Origin of the sequence: Actinoplanes sp. NPDC051470 (genome assembly GCF_040682035.1) — a bacterium.
Lineage (GTDB): Bacteria > Actinomycetota > Actinomycetes > Mycobacteriales > Micromonosporaceae > Actinoplanes.
On sequence record NZ_JBFBAA010000014.1, the window covers coordinates 136,551 to 155,519 of the forward strand.

Consider the following 18,969-nt stretch of genomic DNA (forward strand, 5'->3'; position numbering starts at 1 on the left):
GAGGGAGGGCCCAGGGAAGAGCGGTTAGTGGAATGGGCAGGCTGGAAAGGAGTTCCGCGCGGAAGGGAGTTCTGCGGGGAGGGGCGAGCGCCAGATCAGTCGGGCTCGGGGGTGGAGAGGGGGTTGTTGGTCACCCAGTCGGCGGTCTCGGCGTACTTCTGCTCGATGTATTCCTCGAGCTTGGCCCGCTCGACCCGCCACTGGCCGCGGCCGCCGATCTTGATTGCGGGGAGTTCGCCGCTGCGGACCATGTGGTAGACCTGCGAATCGGAGACGTTCAGCTCGGCCGCCACGTCGGACAGCAGCATGAACCTCGACTCCACCGGACCCGTCTCCTCGCCGCAGCAATCCTGGAAACCCAGTTTGCCACCGTTTGCTTTCGATGGCTGTGCCGAACCTTGACGCAAGACTAGTCGACCGCGATGGCCCGCCCGGTGAGGGGGCTCGAATAGACCACGCTGGTCGTCACCGCGCCCAGGCCGCCGATCCGGCCGGTGACCTCTTCGAGGTGGCGCATCGAGCGCGCCAGCACCTTGAGCACGAAGCAGTCCTCGCCGGTGACGTGGTGGGCCTCGACGATCTCGGGCGTGCTGTCGAGCAGCGCGTGGAACGGCCGGTAGTTGCCCGTGGGGTAGCGCAGCCGCACGAACGCCATCACGCCCAGGCCGACCTGCTCCGGCGACACCACCGCGCGGTAGCCGGCGATCACCCCGGCCTCCTCCAGCCGCCGGACCCGCTCGGCCACCGCGCTCGGCGACATCGACACGGTGCGGGCCAGGTCGGCGAAGCTCGCTCGCCCGTCTTCCTGCAGCGCGCCGAGCAGTGCCCAATCCGTCCGATCCACGGTCACGCGGCCAAAATACCGTCGATTCCACGGCCCGCAACAGCCCACGCCCTCGTGAGGACATGTCCAACCCCAGATCAACCGCATAATTTGGTACGCATGAAAGCAACCGAATTCTTCGAAGCTCGCCTGGCGTTCCAGACCGACGTCGCCGACGTACACACCGACTTGCCTTTGAAAAAAGTCAGGCTGGTCGACACCCGCGGCGACCACGCCTGGGACCAGGCCCATATCCCGGGGCGATCCGGCTGGCCGACCTTCCGGCCGACGACGGGACGCCGGTCGTCACGTACTGCTGGGGTCCGGGCTGCAACGGAGCGACCAAGGCCGCCCTCGCTCTCGCCCAGCGGGGTTACGACGTGCGCGAGATGATCGGCGGCATCGAGTACTGGATCCGGGAGGGCTTCCCGACGGCCTCGAAGGACGGCGAGTCGCAGCGAGAACCGGACCCGCTCACCGCGCCGGCCTGCGGTTGCTGATAATGGCTGCGTGCCGATCACCGATCTGGTCCGTGTCTACCTGCCGGCCACGCTGCCCATGCTGGCCGCTCTGAAGGCCGCGGGTGAGCTCGGCGAGGGTCCATCGGTGGCGCACGCGGTCACTCCGGCTCTGCGGGAGTGGTACGCCGAGGGCGACGAGGAGGAACTCGAGTACGTCGCCTTCACCCGCGCCGCCCAGGCCGCCCTGGACCTGCTGCGGCAGGACCCGGACGCCCCGCGCCGCCGGGTCGTGGTGTCGGCCGACGTCGCCGCCTCCGCGATTGTCCGGGAGGCGGGCGAGCTGGGGTCGAGCACCGTGCGCCTGCCCCAGCCGGTGTCCCTGAAGGAGGTCGCCGCGGTCCACGTCGACGACCCGGACGCGGCCGAGGACATCGCCGCCGCCGTGGCCGTGGTCGAGGAGGCCCGGGCCGGCGACGAGGACGCCCAGTTCACGGTGGACGGCGCCGAGGACCACGAGCTGGCTTGGTACGCCGCTTCCGAGCTGGACGACCTGCTCCAGAAGTAGCCGCTCGCCGCGCCTGTGGACAGCGCGCCGAACTTGTCGTACCCCACGCCTACGTTTGCGCCCACCCAGTGGAAGGGGTGGGGGAGGCGGCGGTGTGCGCGCGCGACCAAAATTGATCTTGAGGGCGGTCAGGCGAGGAAGCGCAGCAGCCAGGGCAGGGTGTCGCGCATCGGGCTGGGGTCGCCGGCGGCGGCCAGTTGCTCGCCCAGGTAGTCGCCGTGGGTGCCGGGCACGATCATCAGCCGGGCGCCGGGGATCAGGGCCGCCATCTCGACCGTGTGGGCGTTGGTGGCGACGTCCCGGTCGGCGGCCAGGATCAGGGTCGGCGTGGTGATCGCGGCCAGGTCGGCCGGTGGCCAGTCCTGGAACGACCTCATCTGGCCGCTGTCCAGGTCGAACAGCTGCTGCTGGTGGGCCGGGTCGGGGTTGAGGGCGGCGTCGGCGTCGCGGTAGAGCTGGGGCATCGACTCCAGGGTGGCCTGGGCCATGCCGTCCCAGAAGCCGTCGACCAGGCCGTCGCGGCGGTAGAACGCGGATGCCACGATCTGCCGGCGCACCAGGTCGGGGTGGCGCATGGCGAGCCGCAGGGCGACGTTGCCGCCGTTGCTGAAGCCGAGCACGTCGACCGGGCCGAGGTCGAGCTCGCGGAGCACGGCCGCGACCTCGTCGGCCGAGTTCTCGAAGGTGATCGTGCCGCCGGCGTAGGGCGTCCGCCCGTGCCCCTGGAGCTCGACCGCGATGACCTGCCGGGTGTCGACCAGCAGGGGGATGAGGGCGCCCCAGTTGGTCTCGATCGTCGAGCCGCCACCGTGGATCAGCAGCAGTGGGGCAGCGCCGGCGACGGGCTGACCGTGCACCTCGCGGTAGAGACTCATTCGGCGTCCTTGGCGGCGGCGGGCGAGGCCGCGGGGGAGGAGGGAGCGGGATCGGCGGGTACGGCGGGCTTGAGGGTGCGGCCGACCGCGATCGTCGCGGTGATCGCCCCGACGAAGAGGATGATCATGGCGCTGTTCAGGCGGGCCCCGCTGAGCATCTGCTGGACGGTCTTCTCCAGCTCGGACACCTTGCCGGCGAGGTCGAGGACGCGGGCGCCGGCCGTACGCGTCAGAATCTCACCCACCATCTGGAGCACCCCGGGCCCGGCCCCGGCCAGCGCGAACCACGGCCAGCGCAGGCCCGACCCGCGGAGCAGGCGGTGGACCAGCACCCCGGCCACCACCCCGCTGACCACGGCCTGGGTCAGCGAGTACCAGTTGGCCGCCCCGACCTGTGACGAGGGCGAGTCCCCGGCGCCGAACATGCCGAACAGAACGCCCTGGGCGAAGGTCAGCAGCACTCCCACCACGAACACCGCGATGGCCGCCCAGCACAGCGCGGCCACCACCCGCGGGGGGCGGATGCCGCCGAGCGCCCCGCCGATCGTGGCGGCCGCGGCCACCGAGCCGGCGACCACGGCGTACACCCAGCCCTCGGTGTTGATCGTGAGCATGACCAGCCCGCCCAGCAGGCCCAGGATCAGTCCCGCCCCGGTGGCGATCGCGAAGCGGGCCGACGCCCCGCTGAAGCGGGAGAGCAGACGGACCGCCAGGAGGCCGGCCGAGGCGCCCGCGACCAGGCTGGCCGAGATGACGCCGGGCAGCGCGTACGCGGTGGAGGTGACCTCGAGGTAGACGTCCGAGCGGCCGGTGATGGTGGCCCGGGCCGACCACAGCAGGACGCCCATCCACAGCAATCCGGCGAAGGCCAGCGCGACGGACGAGAACCAGGCACGCTCGGTCGTGACGGTTGTCTCCTCCTGCGCGCTCATGAGGCCTCAGGGTACGCGCCACCGGGTCCGCGCCGGTGCGAGGATGAGTCGATCCCACAAGGAGTTAGGAGAACGCGCAATGGACGCGCAGATCTCGGTCCCCAGGCCGCACAACGAGCCGGTGCGTGGCTACGCCCCCGGCAGCCCCGAGCGGGCCTCGCTGCAGGCGCGGGTCGACGCGATGAAGGGCGAGCGGCTCGACCTGACCATGACGGTCGGCGGCAAGCAGACGATGGCCGGCGGAGAGCGGATCGACGTCGTCCAGCCCCATCGCCGGCACGAGGTGCTCGGCCAGACCGGCAACGCGACCAAGGCCGACGCCGCCGCGGCGGTCGAGGCCGCCCGCAAGGCCGCGCCGGGGTGGCGGGAGCTTCCGTACAGCGAGCGCGCCGCGGTCTTCCTGCGCGCCGCCGAGCTGCTGGCCGGGGGCTGGCGCGACACCCTGAACGCGGCCACCGTGCTGGGCCAGTCCAAGTCGGCGTACCAGGCCGAGATCGACGCCGCGTGCGAGCTGATCGACTTCCTGCGCTTCAACGCCGCCTTCGGGCAGCAGATCCTGAGCGAGCAGCCGGAGTCCTCCACGGGCGTCTGGAATCGGTTCGACCACCGGCCGCTGGAGGGGTTCGTCTACGCGATCACGCCATTCAACTTCACCGCGATCGCGGGCAACCTGCCGTCCGCGCCGGCGCTGATGGGCAACACGGTGATCTGGAAGCCGTCGCCGACCCAGCAGCTGTCGGCGCACTGGACGATGCGGCTGTTCGAGGCGGCGGGCCTCCCGCCCGGCGTGATCAACATGGTGACCGGCGACGGGCTGGCGGTGTCCGACGTGGTGCTCAGCGACCCCGACCTGGCCGGCATCCACTTCACCGGCTCCACCGCGACGTTCCGCCACCTGTGGCGGACGGTGGGGGAGAACATCGACCGCTACCGGTCGTACCCGCGTCTGGTCGGTGAGACCGGCGGCAAGGACTTCGTCTTCGCCCACCCGAGCGCCGACGCCGACGCGCTGCACACCGCGCTGGTCCGGGGCGCCTACGAGTACCAGGGGCAGAAGTGCAGCGCCGCGTCCCGCGCCTACGTGCCCCGGTCCATCTGGGAGGGCGGGCTGCGCGACCGGCTGGCGGCCACGGTCGCGAGCGTGCGGTACGGCGATGTGAGCGATCTGTCGACGTTCGGCGGCGCGGTGATCGACGGGCGGGCGTTCGCCAAGCACGCGTCCGCGCTGGACCGGATCAAGAACAGCGCCTCGTGCACCGTCCTCGCGGGTGGGACGGCCGACGACCGGGAGGGCTGGTTCGTCGCGCCGACCCTGGTGGAGTCGACCGACCCGACCCACGAGATCTTCACGACCGAGTTCTTCGGACCCATTCTCGGTGTGTACGTGTATGAGGACGGTGACTTCGACGCTGCCATGGCCCAGGCGGAGGCGGTGTCCCCGTACGCGCTGACCGGCTCGATCTTCGCCACCGACCGGACGGTCCTCGATGGTGCCGCGGCGGCGATGCGGTTCGCGGCCGGCAACTTCTACATCAACGACAAGCCGACCGGCGCGGTGGTCGGGCAGCAGCCCTTCGGCGGCGCCCGGGGCAGCGGCACGAACGACAAGGCCGGGTCCGTTTTGAACCTGTACCGGTGGGTCTCGCCGCGGACCATCAAGGAGACGTTCGAGCCGCCGGTCGACTGGCGTTACCCCCACATGGGGTGATCGTCCCTTTTCGGCGCTGCTGCGTTAATTCGCAGAAGGCTGACGCGGCAGCGCCGCCCTTTTGGTCCGAATCCTCACCCGGATCGCCGTCTGGGCGAATCACTGTGCCATCTTATCGCGTGACACTGATCCACATGGGTAAAACGCCCGGTCACGACCCTCGTGGTCGGACTGTCTGTGCGGGACAGTCGCTTGTGGAGACGCAAAATGGACGGATCGGGCGATATCCTGGACGCCGGGCGAACAAAGTGGCAGCTTAGAAGCCATGCCCGACACACAGATCAACCCAACAGCTGCCGCCCTTTTGGGCCTGCTTCACGAGGGCCCGATGACCGGCGGTCAGCTTATGGCGGCCGCCGAACGCCGCCTCGGGCCGTACTGGTCGATGACGCGGAGCCAGGTCTACCGCGAACTACCCGTGCTCGCCGAATTGGGCTTTGTCCGACTAGGCAAGCCCGGCCCACGGTCCAGCCAGCCCTATGCCATCACCGCCGCCGGCAAGCGTGCCTTCAGCCGGTGGCTCGCCGAGTCGCCCGGCCGCGATGCGATCCGTAACCCGGTCGCCCTGCGGGTCGCCTTCGGCCAGCAGCACTCCGGCAACCAGCTGAAGTCGCTCTACACCGGCGCCAACGAGTACCACTCGGAGGCCCTCGCGATGGCCCGCGAACAGGCCAAGGAGGCGAAGAAGGCCGGCGACCAGTACGGCGCCGCCGCCCTCGAGTTCGCCGTCGCGTACCACAAAGCCGCCCTGAGCTGGCTCAAAGTCGCACCCGCAGAGTGAGGCCGTACTGAACGTCCAGGTGCCGCTCGGCCGGGTCACCGGCCGGGCGGCGTAGTCTTACCGGTTGTGAGTTCAGCCGACTTTCCCGAACAGCTCAAGACCCTCGACGCCACCCTGCGCAACATCGAGAACGTCCTCGACGTCGACAAGCTGCGGCGGGACAAGGCCGAGCTCGAGGAGCAGGCCTCGGCCCCCGACCTGTGGGACGACCAGGCCCGGGCTCAAGAGGTCAATTCACGTCTGGCCTACGTGGGCGGCGAGATCGCCCGCATGGAGAAGCTGCGGACCCGGCTCGACGACGCCGGCCTGCTGCTCGAGATGGCCGAGGACGCGTCCGACGAGGCGTCCATCGCCGAGGTCGGCACCGAGCTGACCTCGCTGGCCAAGGCCATCGAGGAGATGGAGGTCCGCACCCTCCTCTCCGGTGAGTACGACTCCCGCGAGGCCGTGGTGGCCATCCGGGCCGGCGCCGGTGGGGTGGACGCCGCCGACTTCGCCGAGATGCTGATGCGGATGTACCTGCGCTGGGCCGAGCGCCACGGCTACCCGACCGAGGTCTACGAGACCTCGTACGCCGAGGAGGCCGGCCTCAAGTCGGCGACCTTCGCGGTCAAGGTCCCGTACGCGTACGGCACGTTGAGCGTCGAGTCCGGAACGCACCGTCTGGTCCGGATCAGCCCGTTCGACAACCAGGGCCGCCGGCAGACCAGCTTCGCCGGCGTCGAGGTGATGCCGGTCGTGGCACAGACCGACCACATCGACATTCCGGAGAACGAAGTTCGCATCGACGTGTACCGCTCGTCGGGGCCTGGTGGACAGAGCGTTAACACCACCGACTCCGCTGTACGGCTCACGCACATTCCGACAGGCATCGTGGTGACCTGTCAGAACGAGAAGTCGCAGCTGCAGAACAAGGCCTCGGCGATGCGGGTCCTGCAGGCCCGGCTGCTCGAGCGCAAGCGGCAGGAGGAGGAGGCCAAGATGGCCGGCCTCAAGCACGACACCACCGGTTCCTGGGGTGATCAAATGCGCTCCTACGTGCTGCATCCCTACCAAATGGTCAAGGATCTGCGCACCGAGCACGAGGTCGGCAACCCCACCTCGGTCTTCGACGGCGACCTCGACCAGTTCATCCAGGCCGGCATCCGCTGGCGGAAGACGAGCCAGCTCGCCGAGTGATCCTCCCCCGGGGGGCCCCGGGCCGCCGGTGAAACATGAGTGCAGATGATGCCGACCAGCCGACTTGGCGTTTTCGTTACACCGCGTAGACTCTGCTCCCGTGATTCAGCTCGAGAACGTGACGAAGACGTATCCCAAGGCGTCTCGCCCGTCGCTGGACAACGTCAGCGTCGGGATCGAGAAGGGTGAGTTCGTCTTCTTCATCGGCCCCTCCGGTTCCGGCAAGTCCACCATCATCAAGTTGCTGCTGCACGAGGTCGCGCCGAGCAACGGCAAGGTGGTGGTGAACACCAAGGACGTGACAACCCTGCGATCCTGGAAGATCCCCCACTTCCGGCGCTCGATCGGCTGTGTCTTCCAGGACTTCCGGTTGCTTCCCAACCGGACGGCGTACGAGAACGTCGCCTTCGCCCTCGAGGTCATCGGGAAGACCAAGGCGGTGGCGCGTCGCGTCGTCCCCGAGGTCCTCGAGCTCGTCGGCCTCGGCGGCAAGGAACACCGCTACCCCCACGAGCTCTCCGGTGGTGAGCAGCAGCGCGTCGCCGTGGCGCGGGCGTTCGTCAACCGGCCGCTGATCCTGCTCGCCGACGAGCCCACCGGAAACCTCGACCCGGACACGTCGATCGAGATCATGCGGCTGCTCGACCGGATCAACCGCACCGGCACGACGGTCGTGATGGTCACCCACGACTCCAACATCGTGAACCAGATGCGCCGCCGGGTGATCGAGATCGAGAGCGGGCGGATCGTCCGCGACCAGGCGCGCGGCGTCTACGGCTGACCTGCGCACCTACTCCGTGCCCGCCCTGTTCTCCCACTGAAGGAAACCCCCGATGCGGTTGAAATACGTCCTCAACGAGGTCCTGGTCGGTCTGTGGCGCAACGTCACGATGACCGTCGCCATGATCATCACCATGTCGGTCTCGTTGACGATGCTCGGCGCGAGTGTCCTGCTGTACATGCAGGTCGACCAGATGAAGAACTTCTACTACGGCGAGATCGAGGTGTCGATCTTCCTGCGGGACGACGTCACCGAGCCGCAGCGCGCGGCCATCGATCAGGCGATCGCCGCGAACCCCCTGGTCGAGTCCAAGCAGTACGAGAGCAAGCAGCAGGCGTTCGACAAGTTCCAGGTGATCTGGCGTGATTCGCCGGACTTCATCAAGTCGGTCACCCCGGACAGCCTCCCCGAGTCGTTCCGGGTGAAGCTCAAGGACCCCGAGCAGTACGCCACGTTCGCCGACCAGATGCGCAGCATGCAGGGCATCCAGGACATCGTCGATCAGCGCGAACTGCTCAAGAAGGTGTTCGACATCTTCAACTCGATCCAGGTGATGGCCCTGGTCGTGGCGGGGGTGATGGCCTTGGCCGCGTTGCTGCTGGTGGGTAACACCATCCAGGTCGCGGCGTACAGCAAGCGGCGCGAGGTCGCGGTCATGAAACTCGTCGGCGCGTCCAACTGGTTCATCCAGGCGCCGTTCGTGCTGGAGGCGGTCGCGGCCGGCCTGATCGGCTCGATCCTCGGGTTCGTCTTCCTGTTCGTCAGCAAGGTGGCGCTGCTGGACGGCCGGCTCCAGGCGCTCACCAACGTGCTGACGCCCATCCCGAATGGCAACGTGTGGCTGATGCTGCCGCTGCTCGCCGGGGTCGGCGCCCTGGTCAGCGCGGTCACCGCCTGGGTCACGCTGCGGTTCTACCTGCGCGTCTAGCGCTGCCCGCCACCCAATAGCCGCATCCAGCCGTGGATGTGGCTATTGGTCGTTTTGGGCCTTAAAGGCATTTGGGCGGAGTACGGTGCGGATGTGGGGTCCAGTCGAGGTAACCGTCGTCGCGGCATCCGCACTCGGAACAGCGCCAGAGGACTCCGCGGTCTGCTGGCCGCGCTCTCCGTCCTCGCGGTGACCCTCTCCGGAGTGCCGGCGGCCGCCGACCCCAAGGACGACGCGCGGAAGGCCGTCCGGACCGTCGACCGGGCCGAAGCCGTGCTCGAGGACGCCACCGTCCAGGCCCGCGCCGCCGCCCAGCGGCTGGAGATCGCCACGGCCGCCCTGCCCGCGGCCCAGCAGAAGGTCGCCGCCGCGCGGGGCGTCGTCGCCGCGGCCCGGGCGCAGGCCAACACGGCGCGGCGGAAGGCGGACGCGGCGCGGACCGCGTACCAGAAGATCAAGGGTCGTTTCGCCAAGGCGCAGGACCAGGTCGAATCGGCCCGTGACCGGGTCGACGAGATCGCGTCGGCGAGCTACATGGGCGGGGACATCGCCGCGATCAACGTGCTGGTCGGCGCGACCGGCCCGCAGGACGCGATGGACCGGCTCGGGCTGGTCGACCAGGTCATGCGCAAGCAACAGAAGACCGTGGACGTGGTGGTCGCGGCGCGGCGCGATGTGCGGACCGAGCAGGACCGCGCCGGGCTGGCCGAACGCGCCGCCGAGGCCGCCGAACAGGACGCCAAGGACAAGTTCCAGGTCGCGCGCCGGGCCGAGGACGCCGCCGAGGACGCCCAGGCCGCGGTGGCCGCGCTCGCCGCCAGCCGGCGCCAGGCCATGGTCGTCGCCAACACCCAGCGGGCGATCGTGCTCGCCAAGTACCGCGACGCGCAGGCCGACGAGCAGCGGGTGGTCGCCGCGCTGCAGGCCTGGGAGACGCGCAACGGCGGCGGTGGCTCGTACGCCGGCTCCTACCATGGCGGAACCCTGCTGATGCCGGTGCACGGCTGGAAGTCCAGCGACTTCGGCACCCGCTACGACCCGTACTACCGCGTCTGGCAGTTGCACGCGGGCACGGACATCGCGGCCGGCGACGGCGCACCGATCCGCGTGGCGGCCGACGGGCGGGTCATCCGCGCCGGATACGCGGGCGGATACGGCAACTACACCTGCGTCAGCCACGGCAACAGGCTCTCCACCTGCTACGGACACCAATCCGAGATCGATGTGTACGTCGGGCAGCACGTCCGCCGCGGCCAGGTGATCGGGAAGGTCGGCACCACCGGCGCCTCCACCGGCAGTCACCTGCACTTCGAAACGCGGGTGAACGGCGTACCCAAGAATCCCTTGAAATACCTGCCGTCCTGCCTCTGTTAGATTGAGCGGTCGATTTCCGTTCTTGGTCAGGAGTGCAGTCATGCCGCGCGAACAGGGGCGCAAGGTCGTGGCCTCGAACCGGAAGGCGCGGCACGATTACGCCATCACCGACACCTACGAGGCCGGGATGGCCCTCACCGGCACCGAGGTCAAGTCGCTGCGGGCCGGTCGGGCCTCGCTGACCGACGCGTTCGGCCACGAGAACAACGGCGAGATCTTCCTGCACGGCATGCACATCCCGGAGTACACGCAGGGCACGTGGACCAACCACGAGCCGCGCCGGGTGCGCAAGCTGCTGCTCAACCGGGCCGAGATCCTCAAGCTGCAGGGCAAGCTGCGCGATGACGGCGTCACGCTGGTGCCGCTCTCGGTCTACTTCCACAACGGGTACGCGAAAGTCGAACTTGGGCTGGCCAAGGGTAAGAAGGCGTACGACAAACGTCAGGACCTGGCCAAACGGGACGCCCAGAAAGAGATCGACCGGGCCATGGGCCGACGTGGCAAAGGAATGTCCTGACCGATAAGGTGCCTGCGTGCAATTAGTTGCCCGGCATCGATATGTACTGGTCGTGGCCCTGGTACTCGCCAGTATCGGGGTGACCGGTCTGGTGGTCCGCCTCAACCGCGACCCCGCGCCGGGCAAGCCGCTGATGGTCTCGCCGCCCCTGCCCTCGGTGGCCGAGTCGCCGCCACCACCGGCGGTCGTGGTCGGCGCCGCGCCGCCGTCGACGCTGCGTAAGTCGCCCGTGGCCTCAAAGTCACCGTCGAAGTCGGCGTCCCCGTCCCGAACACCCTCCAGGTCCCCGTCGGCCAGGCCCACCAGGACCACGCCGCCGGCGGCGTCCTCGATCTACGCCCGGTACTCGGTGCAGCGCGGCCGCGGCGACGACGTCCGGGGCTTCGGGGCGGTCCAGAACACCGGGAACGGGGCCGGCAGTTGGACCATGACGCTGACCTTCGAGTCGGGCGTCGACATCACCGGCGCCTCCGGGGCGACGCTCTCCTCGGGCGGAAACGTCGCGGTCTTCCGCGGCGGCTCGCTCGGACCCGACCGGACGACCATGTTCTCGTTCCGCGGCGACGTCGGCCGGGGCGCCTCCATCCGCCCCCTGAGCTGCTCGATCAACGGCAAGAGCTGCTCCGGCGGCGGACGCCGCTGATACCGGGATGATCCGCGGGGCGGGAAGCGTTATCCTTAGGGTTCGCGCCCACCACGGGCGCGGCATGTCCAGGGGGTGACTGGTTTCGACTTCGTACGTGGAGACAGGGGAAGCGAGCCGAGGAAGCCGACGTCGTCTCGAGAATCGGTCGTCGGAAAACTATAAGCGCCAAGAACGATAGCGCTGACTCTTACGCTCTCGCCGCCTGAGGCGAGTAGCTGAGTCTGGTGGTCTGGGAGTACCTCCGGCCCAGTAACCGCCATCAGCTAGGAGGTTGGCCAACCGGACCCGGTCGCGGGGTCCGTGCGGCGAGATTAATCAGCGACTGGGCCCGTCACACCAACTTGCTCACGTGATTGGTGGGGCCGAGTAGAGGCACAGTGAGCTGCGCTCGGAGAAGCCCTGACGAAACACCGAAGGACCCGGGTTCGATTCCCGGCACCTCCACGAGTTCGGCGGAGGCCCCGGCCCGCGGAAAGCGCGGGCCGGGGCCTCTCTCGATTCTGCTCCGGGGGCCGAGCCCCCGGACGCCCCGCGTTATCTGATGGTTGCGCTCAGCGGTGGGTTGCCCTGGCGCTTCGCGTGGCACCGCGGACGCTTCCCTCAGAATTGGGTCGCCCCGGTTCCGCGGTGTGAGGTTGAAGCCGTCAGGCGACGAGGATGGGGACGTCGTACTTCTGAATCTCCGCATCTCGGGTGACCAGCGTCAGCCCCTCAGTCTGCGCTTTCAGTGAGCGAGGCATACGGTGGATGACGCTCGAGTGCGCTTGTTCGGTGCTAACACCGATTGCAGGCGTGCAGATTAGGACTTGTAAGCCTCGAGGTCGCATCCCCTCTGGATCGCGTCGACCGCCCGGCTCGCCGCCAGAGTCCTGGTTAAGGCGGCCGGGCGGGGTTGAAATCAGAGCTGGCGGAAGAACGTTGTTATGTCGGTGGCCAGGAGGTCGGGCTCCTCGAGGGCGGCGAAGTGGCCGCCTCGGGGCATCTCGGTGTAGCGGACGACGTTGTAGAAGCGCTCGACCCAGGCTCGGGGCTGCCGGCCGCCGATGTCGGCCGGGAAGAATGCGACCGCGGTCGGCACGGTGACCCGCTCGAGGCGGGGGACGAGCTGGTGGTAGCGCTCGTAGTACGGGCGGAACGACGTTGAGATCGTGTTGGTGAACCAGTAGAGCGACGCCTGGGTGAGCAGGAAGTCGTCGCCGAACTTGGCTGACACGTCGCCGTCGCAGTCGCTCCACGCGCGGTACTTCTCCAGGATCCAGGCGAGCAGGCCGGACGGTGAGTCGGACAGGCCCTGCGCGGCGGTCAGGGGGCGGGTGCGCTGCTCGTGGGAGTAGCCGCCCTCGTCGGCGTGCCAGCGCTTGTTCTCGGCCAGCCACGCGCGTTCGTCGTCGGTCAGGTCGGCCGGCTCGGACGCGGCCGGGCCGGTGACATCCAGCACGTGCAGGCCGGTCACCGCCTCGGGGTGGGCCTCGGCCAGCCAGCCGGCGTCACCCGCGCCGATGTCCGAGCCGTGCACGCCGTAGCGTTCGAAGCCCAGCTCGTCGTGCATGAGCCGGTGCCAGATCTCGTGGACCGGCACGCCGCCGAGGGCCGGCCGCTGCTCGGACAATCCGTAGCCGGGCAGGGACGGGACGATCACGGTGAACGCGTCCTCGGGCCGGCCACCGAACTTCGACGGGGTCGACAACCGTTCGGCCAGGCCGGTCAGCTCCAGGAACGAGCTGGGCCAGCCGTTGATGAGCAGGAGCGGCGGCGCTCCCTCGCGTTCGGCGTCGTAGCGCAGGTAGTGGACGGTGGCGCCGGCGATGTCGGCGAACCGGGACGGCAGGGCGTTGATGGCGGCCTCGTGCTTGCGCCAGTCGTACGACGAGGCCCAGTAGTCGACCAGCCGGCGCAACTCGCCGCCGTCGGTGCCGGCCGCCCACGGGTCGACGGGCCAGGACTTCGCCCAGCGCGTACGGCCCAGGCGCTCTCGGAGGTCGGCCAGGTCGGCATCGGACACGTGCAGAGTCATCGGATCCTCCTGAAATCTGTGCGACACCACTGAACGATAATACTGGTGTCGTCGTTGAGTCAACACCAGTAAAGCGATATGGTGGTGTCGTGCCCGGACTGAAGCTGATCGAGGAGTTCCTGAACACCGTCGACGAGCGGACGTTCCGGCGGCACGGCGAGAACCACGTGGCCCGCGACCAGCTGAGCTCGCCGCAGGCGCTGTCCGACTGGCTGGAGGCGCACGACCTGGGTTCGCAACCGGCCGACCTGGCCGCGGCGACCACCCTGCGCACGGCCCTGCGGCAGTCCCTGCTGGGCGGAAGTGAGAGTAAGAACGGGGCGGTCTTAGCCGACTATCCCTTGCGACTGGCCCCGGGCGACGCGGGCGAGCTGCGCCTGGCGTCCGACTCCGGCCGCCCGTGGCTGGACGCCATCGTCGAGACGGTGGCGGCCGGCGCGGCCACGGGCGACTGGAAACGAATCAAGCTCTGCGGGGCCGAAGACTGCCGCTGGGCGTTCTACGACACCTCACGCAGCGGCCGCGGCCGCTGGTGCTCGATGGAGGTCTGCGGCAACCGCCACAAGACCCGCACCTACCGGGAACGCCGGTCGGCGTCAGGTGGTCCAGACCTCGGCTCGGTCGATGCTGATGAACGTGCCTGAGGACGCGGCGTTCTTCTCGCCGGTCACGCGTACGCGCAGCGTGTGGGTGCCGTAGGCCAGCTTGGGCGACAGGTAGTTGAGGGCCTCGCCGACGCGGATGGCGCCGTAGAAGTCGGCGCGCTGCTCGGTGCCGCCGTCGACGCTGACGGCCGCGATGCCGTTGCCGGTGTCGCGGACCGAGAGCAGGGCGATCTGGGTGCCGGTGAACGAGTAGGTGGCGGTGGCGCCGGTCTGGTTGGTCCAGTGGTCGTCGCCCCAGAAGCACTGGGCGGCGCAGCCGGTGCCGGAGCTCCAGGTTCCGGCGTACGAGACGGTGGTGTCGTTGATCCAGCCGGTGGACGGGCCGGGGTCGCCGGACGGCAGGTCCTGGGTCGCGCCGATGGCCAGCGGCTGGCCCAGGTTGGGGCTGCCGTCGGCGTTGAACGAGATGCGCTGGATGCGGGTCGTGCGGTTGGTGTAGGTGAACACGCTGGTCGTCTTGGCGTGGTAGACGATCCACGTCTCCGCGCCGTCGGGGCTGGTGAAGAAGCCGTGGTGACCGGGGCCGAAGACGCCGCGGGAGTCCTGCCGGGGGAAACGGTTGCCGTCGTGCTGCTGCCAGCTCGCGCGGTTCAGCGGGTCGGCGGTGGCCGCCACGCTCATCATCCAGATGCCGTAGTCGGGCTTGCCGGTGTCGCAGACCGAGTACGTCATCCAGGTGCGGCCGCCCCGGTAGAGGAACGCCGGCCCCTCGCGCACCTCGGGGCAGTGGCCGCCGGCGTTCAGGCTGACCGCGTTGCCGGCGACCGTCCACGGGTTGGACAGCGGCGCGATGTTGATGCCGTTGTGCTGGAACTCGTTGAGCCCGCTCCACATCAGGTAGAGGCGGCCGTTGTGCTGCATGATCCCGGGGTCGATGGCGAAGACGTCGCGGTTCGGCGGCACCAGGCGGGCCTTGAAGTGGTACGGGCCCATCGGGTCGTCGCCGCTGGACTCGGCGACGTACAGCCGGTGGCTCTCGTCGACGCCGTTGTCGGCGGTGTAGTAGATGTACCAGCGGCCGCCGCTGCGGAGCAGCTCCGGCGCCCACACGTGCTGGTTGCGTGAGGCGTCACTGTCCCGCCACACCTGCACGCCCGGCGCGCGCAGCAGGCCGGCGACGCTCGGCGCCCGCCGGATCCGGATCGCGTCACCCTCGGTCATCGCCAGGTAGTAGCTGCCGTTGAAATACGTCATGGCCGGATCGGGGCCGGTCCCGATCGGGTTGCGGAAGGTGCCGGCGGCGGCGCGTGCGGGGGCGGGGAAGAACAAGAGCAGGGTGAGTACGGCGAGGAGCGCCGTCCAGGGGTGTGGTCGGGGCACGGGGAACCTCCACGGGGGATGAGGAGTGAGCCCCGATGTTACATCGATGTAAATCAATGGCGAGTGACGGCGATCAACGCTGACGGGAAGGTGTGCCGCCAGTTGACGTAGTCGTGGCCGCCGGAGAACTCGGCGTAGCTCACGGCGTACCCATGACGACGCAGTTGATCTCTCATCTCGCGGCAGACGCTGAGCTGGGACGGGGCGCCGCCGGGGCCCGGCATGGTCTCCATCCGGCCGACGTCGAGGAAGACGCGCACGTCGCCGCCGGCGAGCCGGGGCACGTCACGGATCAACCGGCGTGGCTCACCGTCGCCGGGGGCCGGCCACCAGAAGCTGCCGGAATGCGCGATCACCCCGCTGAAGAGATCGGGACGGCGCAGGCCGAGGTACGCGGCGACGAGGCCGCCTCGGGACATGCCGGCCACCACGTTGCCGCCGGTCGGCGCGCCGATGCCCAGCGAACGGGCCCACGGCAGGAGGTCGTCGACCAGGCCCTCGATCGCCGGGCCGGGCATCAGGTCGTCGTCGCGGCTCGCCTCGCGGGCGTGCACGAAGAGGGCGGTCATCGGCGGGATCCGGCCGTCGGCGATCAGGTTGTCCAGGGCGGTGGGCATGGCCATCACGGTCTGCGCCAGCCAGCCGTCGAACACGACCAGGGTGGGCCGGCCCGCCGGGTCGACGCCGTGCGGGCGGTAGATCGTCACCGGCAGGTCGTGGCCGGGGAGACGCTCCAGGGACAGCTCGCCGGGGACCACGCCCGGTCGCGGCTCGGTCCACGGCGACACCGGCGCGTCCGGCAGCTCCAACAGGGACAGGTAGCTGTCCCGGTCGCTGGGGTCGTACGGATCGGCGGCGAACCGGACGACCGCCGGGTTGCCGGGGTCGAGGTGGGACGGGCCGTCGTACGAGAGGGTCGACGGCGCGTCGGCCACGCCGTCGTGCGTGATGCAGTAGATCGTCCGCAGGTCGCGGGGGAAGACGCGGGAACCGTGCCAGACGTCGGTGCCGGGGATCCGGGCCAGGTCGACCTCGATGTTCCACCACGCCCGGGTGGTCTTCGCCTCGCCCCGCCACAGGAAGGTGACCAGGACATGGTCGTCGTCCCAGGGCTCGACGAGCGGGGCCGAAGGGTCGTCCATCAGTCGCGCCACCAGTGGACTGCGTAGATCGTCGGACAAGAGATCCCTCGCCAACAAAAGGTGATCAAGCCGCAACGGAGGGTTCCACAAAGGACGACTGTCGGTCAACCCATCGTCACACCGGCGCCGAGCCGACCAAGATCGGCGCGGGGGCGGACGGCGTCAGCTGCGTGTTCGCGGACTCCGACATCACGTACGCCTGAGACGCGGACGGGCCACGCCGACCCTCAGCCCCGGCGTGGCCCGTCCGTTCCGTCAGTACTTCTGGGTGACCCTGATCGTCCAGTGGCAGTCGGTCTGGGTCCGCAGCGTGAAGTAGCCCGAGTCCGAGGACGGGGCGTTCAGGTAGTCCGTGCCGGACATGTAGTTCCCGTCGTCCTCCCAGACGTAGTCGTAGTCGCCCGGGTCCCCCTGCCAGCTCAACCCCAGGAACGGGAAGTACGAGTCGCAGTCGGCCGTGTACTTGACGGTCATCGGGACGCCGCTCTCGGCCGCGACCGTGCCACTGGTGTACGGGCCGGTGCCCGACCGGGAGACGACCGTGTGCGTCGTCGGCTGGTACTTCGGGCCCTTGGCGCCCTGGTTGCCGGTCGGGCCCTTCGCGCCGAGCGGACCACGCGGACCGGCCGTCGTGTTGTCCTTGCCGTCCGCACCGTCCCGGCCGTTCGGCCCGGCCGCTCCGGCCGCACCGGTCGCGCCCACCGCGCCCTGCGGGCCGACGCCGGCGACCGCGGCGACCGCGAACCCGCTCGCGCCGCCCCAGCCGAGCACCCCGGCGACGAGCACCACCATCACGCGTCGGGTGACCCTCATCCGCGGTCTCCCTGCGGGCCGCGCGGGCCGGTGGCGCCCTTCGGTCCCTGGGGACCCTGCGGGCCGGCCGGACCGTCGCCGCCGTCCTGGCCGTCGGCGCCGTTCTGCCCGGCCACGCCGTTCGAACCCGGCGCGCCCGGCTCTCCCTGCGGACCCTGCGGGCCGAAACCGGCGAACAGCGCCACCACCAGCGCGGCGGTCAGCACCCAGCCGGCCGCCACGAAGAGCGCCAGCTTGCGCAGCGGGATCTCGCGGCCGGAGGGTGCCGGCGGGGCGATGGGGGCGGGCGGGGTCACCAGGTAGGGCTGTGGCGCCGGGGCCGGCGTCGCCCACGGGTTGGTGACTTCCGGCTTCTGCTCGTAGTCGAGCGACATGGCACTCCTTCGGTGCTCGGCGGGGGGTGGTGCGCCGGAATAATCGGTCGCCCGCGGACCGGAGATGAGAACTACGATCCCGCTTTCATGGAGAGCCTCACGAAGAACCGGCAACCGGTTGCGACGCTGCGGGCCATGGCCGAGCGGGCGTACGGCGCCGGCCTGGTGCCCGCGGGCCACGACTGGGTCAGCGAGCTCGGGCACGGCTGGTTCAACGCGGCCTACCGGATGCGGCTGCGGGACGGGCGTCAAGCGGTGCTGAAGGTCGCGCCGCCGCCGGGTGTCGAGGTCATGACCTACGAGCGGGACGCGATGGCCACCGAGCTGGCCGCCCTCGAGCTGATCCGCGAGCACACCGGCGTGCCGGTGCCCGCGGTGCACTTCGCCGACCGCGGCCGGGACCTGTGCGACGCCGACTGGTTCCTGATGGACTTCGTCGACGCCGACAACTACGGGATGATCCGGGACACCCTGGCGCCGGCCGAGCAGAACGGCTACGACGAGGCCGTCGGCGCGGTGAACCGGCAGCTCAACCAGATCCGGGGCCGGCGGTTCGGCCGGCTCGACGGGCCCGGCGCGGCGAGCTGGCGTGCCTTCTTCACCCAGATGGTCGAAGACCTGCTGGGCGACGGGTCGCGGCGGGACGTCGACCTCGGCTTCGCGTACGCCGACGTCAGGGCCGAGATCGCCGAGCACGCCGGCTGCCTCGACGCGGTGACCGAACCGCGCTTCGTCGAGTGGGACCTGTTCCCGAACAACGTGATGATCCGCGACGGCCGGATCGCGAGCGTCATCGACCACGAACGAGCCTTCTACGGCGACCCGCTGATCGAGGCGATCTTCATCGGCACCGGACTGCCCGCCTTCGGCGACCCGGCGGCCTACCTGCGCGGGTACGGCCGGACCGAGCTGACCGCGGACGAACACCGGCGCCGTCGTCTGTACAACGTTCACCTCGGGCTGATCCTGGTCATCGAGACCGCGTACCGGGGATTCGGCTCGGACCACGCCGACTGGGCCCGCGCCCGCCTGGCCGAAGCCATGACGGCGGGCGCGATCAAGGGCTGACCC

Annotated in this window: 20 protein-coding genes, 1 other RNA gene and 1 pseudogene; 13 read left to right on the forward strand and 9 right to left on the reverse strand. The window is 69.7% G+C overall.

Annotated elements, in window-relative coordinates; all coding sequences use genetic code 11:
- Positions 1-95: 95 nt before the first annotated feature.
- A complete protein-coding gene (locus tag AB0M54_RS24780; RefSeq protein WP_364319057.1) occupies positions 96-308 on the reverse strand; it encodes a helix-turn-helix domain-containing protein in 213 nt (70 codons plus the stop codon).
- Positions 309-409: 101 nt separating this feature from the next.
- Entirely contained in the window at positions 410-850 is a 441-nt protein-coding gene (locus tag AB0M54_RS24785; RefSeq protein ID WP_364318950.1) for an Lrp/AsnC family transcriptional regulator, read from the reverse strand.
- 242 nt (positions 851-1,092) lie between these two features.
- Here AB0M54_RS24785 and AB0M54_RS24790 point away from each other — a divergent pair.
- Both AB0M54_RS24790 and AB0M54_RS24795 read left to right on the forward strand, forming a co-directional pair.
- Positions 1,093-1,182, forward strand: a pseudogene (locus AB0M54_RS24790) (rhodanese-like domain-containing protein); the annotation flags it as partial.
- A 199-nt stretch (positions 1,183-1,381) separates the two neighbouring features.
- Positions 1,382-1,849 (forward strand): hypothetical protein, encoded by a 468-nt coding sequence (locus AB0M54_RS24795; RefSeq protein WP_364319058.1) that lies wholly within the window; start codon positions 1,382-1,384, stop codon positions 1,847-1,849.
- A gap of 128 nt (positions 1,850-1,977) precedes the next feature.
- Here AB0M54_RS24795 and AB0M54_RS24800 read toward each other — a convergent pair whose 3' ends face one another.
- Both AB0M54_RS24800 and AB0M54_RS24805 read right to left on the reverse strand, forming a co-directional pair.
- Entirely contained in the window at positions 1,978-2,724 is a 747-nt protein-coding gene (locus AB0M54_RS24800) for an alpha/beta hydrolase (RefSeq protein WP_364474002.1), read from the reverse strand.
- Positions 2,721-3,656 (reverse strand): hypothetical protein, encoded by a 936-nt coding sequence (locus AB0M54_RS24805; RefSeq protein ID WP_364318956.1) that lies wholly within the window; start codon positions 3,654-3,656, stop codon positions 2,721-2,723. Before AB0M54_RS24805 ends, AB0M54_RS24800 begins: the two co-directional genes overlap by 4 nt.
- A gap of 79 nt (positions 3,657-3,735) precedes the next feature.
- Between AB0M54_RS24805 and pruA the strand changes: the two genes are divergently transcribed.
- The 9 genes from pruA (at position 3,736) to ssrA (ending at position 12,017) form a co-directional block, all read left to right on the forward strand.
- On the forward strand, positions 3,736-5,364 hold the full coding sequence (gene pruA, locus AB0M54_RS24810) for an L-glutamate gamma-semialdehyde dehydrogenase (RefSeq protein ID WP_364318957.1): 1,629 nt from the start codon (positions 3,736-3,738) through the stop codon (positions 5,362-5,364).
- Between the two features lie 265 nt (positions 5,365-5,629).
- Complete coding sequence (locus tag AB0M54_RS24815; RefSeq protein ID WP_364474004.1) at positions 5,630-6,145, forward strand: PadR family transcriptional regulator; 516 nt, start codon at positions 5,630-5,632, stop codon at positions 6,143-6,145.
- A 66-nt stretch (positions 6,146-6,211) separates the two neighbouring features.
- A complete protein-coding gene (gene prfB / locus AB0M54_RS24820) occupies positions 6,212-7,324 on the forward strand; it encodes a peptide chain release factor 2 (protein ID WP_364318962.1) in 1,113 nt (370 codons plus the stop codon).
- Between the two features lie 100 nt (positions 7,325-7,424).
- Complete coding sequence (gene ftsE / locus AB0M54_RS24825) at positions 7,425-8,105, forward strand: cell division ATP-binding protein FtsE (protein WP_364318963.1); 681 nt, start codon at positions 7,425-7,427, stop codon at positions 8,103-8,105.
- Between the two features lie 52 nt (positions 8,106-8,157).
- Positions 8,158-9,033, forward strand: coding sequence for a permease-like cell division protein FtsX (ftsX, locus tag AB0M54_RS24830; protein ID WP_364318965.1), 876 nt, complete (start codon positions 8,158-8,160; stop codon positions 9,031-9,033).
- 189 nt (positions 9,034-9,222) lie between these two features.
- Positions 9,223-10,407: a M23 family metallopeptidase gene (locus AB0M54_RS24835; protein ID WP_364474006.1), complete on the forward strand. Its 1,185-nt coding sequence runs from the start codon at positions 9,223-9,225 to the stop codon at positions 10,405-10,407.
- A gap of 40 nt (positions 10,408-10,447) precedes the next feature.
- Positions 10,448-10,924, forward strand: a complete 477-nt coding sequence (gene smpB, locus AB0M54_RS24840) for an SsrA-binding protein SmpB (RefSeq protein WP_364318969.1) — start codon at positions 10,448-10,450, stop codon at positions 10,922-10,924.
- Positions 10,925-10,976: 52 nt separating this feature from the next.
- The gene (locus AB0M54_RS24845) at positions 10,977-11,567 is read left to right on the forward strand and encodes a hypothetical protein (protein ID WP_364474008.1); all 591 of its coding nucleotides are present in this window, start codon (positions 10,977-10,979) and stop codon (positions 11,565-11,567) included.
- A gap of 71 nt (positions 11,568-11,638) precedes the next feature.
- Positions 11,639-12,017, forward strand: a transfer-messenger RNA (tmRNA) gene (ssrA, locus tag AB0M54_RS24850).
- Positions 12,018-12,468: 451 nt separating this feature from the next.
- On the opposite strand, the gene AB0M54_RS24855 is transcribed toward ssrA, so the two are convergent.
- On the reverse strand, positions 12,469-13,584 hold the full coding sequence (locus tag AB0M54_RS24855; protein WP_364474010.1) for an epoxide hydrolase family protein: 1,116 nt from the start codon (positions 13,582-13,584) through the stop codon (positions 12,469-12,471).
- 89 nt (positions 13,585-13,673) lie between these two features.
- Between AB0M54_RS24855 and AB0M54_RS24860 the strand changes: the two genes are divergently transcribed.
- Positions 13,674-14,228 (forward strand): CGNR zinc finger domain-containing protein, encoded by a 555-nt coding sequence (locus tag AB0M54_RS24860; protein WP_364474012.1) that lies wholly within the window; start codon positions 13,674-13,676, stop codon positions 14,226-14,228.
- Here AB0M54_RS24860 and AB0M54_RS24865 read toward each other — a convergent pair.
- The 4 genes from AB0M54_RS24865 to AB0M54_RS24880 all read right to left on the reverse strand — a co-directional run bounded on the left by AB0M54_RS24865 (position 14,181) and on the right by AB0M54_RS24880 (position 17,898).
- Positions 14,181-15,569 (reverse strand): glycoside hydrolase family 43 protein, encoded by a 1,389-nt coding sequence (locus AB0M54_RS24865; RefSeq protein WP_364474014.1) that lies wholly within the window; start codon positions 15,567-15,569, stop codon positions 14,181-14,183. The two genes, AB0M54_RS24860 and AB0M54_RS24865, sit on opposite strands and share 48 nt — an antisense overlap.
- A gap of 53 nt (positions 15,570-15,622) precedes the next feature.
- Complete coding sequence (locus tag AB0M54_RS24870) at positions 15,623-16,711, reverse strand: alpha/beta hydrolase-fold protein (protein ID WP_364474016.1); 1,089 nt, start codon at positions 16,709-16,711, stop codon at positions 15,623-15,625.
- Between the two features lie 255 nt (positions 16,712-16,966).
- A complete protein-coding gene (locus AB0M54_RS24875; RefSeq protein WP_364318990.1) occupies positions 16,967-17,524 on the reverse strand; it encodes a hypothetical protein in 558 nt (185 codons plus the stop codon).
- Positions 17,521-17,898 carry a hypothetical protein gene (locus AB0M54_RS24880; protein ID WP_364318992.1) on the reverse strand — a complete coding sequence of 126 codons (378 nt, stop codon included), beginning with the start codon at positions 17,896-17,898 and terminating at the stop codon, positions 17,521-17,523. Before AB0M54_RS24880 ends, AB0M54_RS24875 begins: the two co-directional genes overlap by 4 nt.
- An 87-nt stretch (positions 17,899-17,985) precedes the next feature.
- Between AB0M54_RS24880 and AB0M54_RS24885 the strand changes: the two genes are divergently transcribed.
- Positions 17,986-18,966, forward strand: a complete 981-nt coding sequence (locus tag AB0M54_RS24885; protein ID WP_364474018.1) for an aminoglycoside phosphotransferase family protein — start codon at positions 17,986-17,988, stop codon at positions 18,964-18,966.
- Positions 18,967-18,969: the final 3 nt, after the last annotated feature.

Bases quoted from the DNA above. Each gene is read 5' to 3' on its own strand.
- AB0M54_RS24780 (WP_364319057.1), bottom strand. From the start codon at position 308: ATGCTGCTGTCCGACGTGGCGGCCGAGCTGAACGTCTCCGATTCGCAG.
- AB0M54_RS24795 (WP_364319058.1), top strand. From the start codon at position 1,382: ATGCTGGCCGCTCTGAAGGCCGCGGGTGAGCTCGGCGAGGGTCCATCG.
- AB0M54_RS24800 (WP_364474002.1), bottom strand. From the start codon at position 2,724: ATGAGTCTCTACCGCGAGGTGCACGGTCAGCCCGTCGCCGGCGCTGCC.
- AB0M54_RS24805 (WP_364318956.1), bottom strand. From the start codon at position 3,656: ATGAGCGCGCAGGAGGAGACAACCGTCACGACCGAGCGTGCCTGGTTC.
- pruA (WP_364318957.1), top strand. From the start codon at position 3,736: ATGGACGCGCAGATCTCGGTCCCCAGGCCGCACAACGAGCCGGTGCGT.
- AB0M54_RS24815 (WP_364474004.1), top strand. From the start codon at position 5,630: ATGCCCGACACACAGATCAACCCAACAGCTGCCGCCCTTTTGGGCCTG.
- ftsX (WP_364318965.1), top strand. From the start codon at position 8,158: ATGCGGTTGAAATACGTCCTCAACGAGGTCCTGGTCGGTCTGTGGCGC.
- smpB (WP_364318969.1), top strand. From the start codon at position 10,448: ATGCCGCGCGAACAGGGGCGCAAGGTCGTGGCCTCGAACCGGAAGGCG.
- AB0M54_RS24855 (WP_364474010.1), bottom strand. From the start codon at position 13,584: ATGACTCTGCACGTGTCCGATGCCGACCTGGCCGACCTCCGAGAGCGC.
- AB0M54_RS24870 (WP_364474016.1), bottom strand. From the start codon at position 16,711: ATGGACGACCCTTCGGCCCCGCTCGTCGAGCCCTGGGACGACGACCAT.
- AB0M54_RS24875 (WP_364318990.1), bottom strand. From the start codon at position 17,524: ATGAGGGTCACCCGACGCGTGATGGTGGTGCTCGTCGCCGGGGTGCTC.
- AB0M54_RS24880 (WP_364318992.1), bottom strand. From the start codon at position 17,898: ATGTCGCTCGACTACGAGCAGAAGCCGGAAGTCACCAACCCGTGGGCG.
- AB0M54_RS24885 (WP_364474018.1), top strand. From the start codon at position 17,986: ATGGAGAGCCTCACGAAGAACCGGCAACCGGTTGCGACGCTGCGGGCC.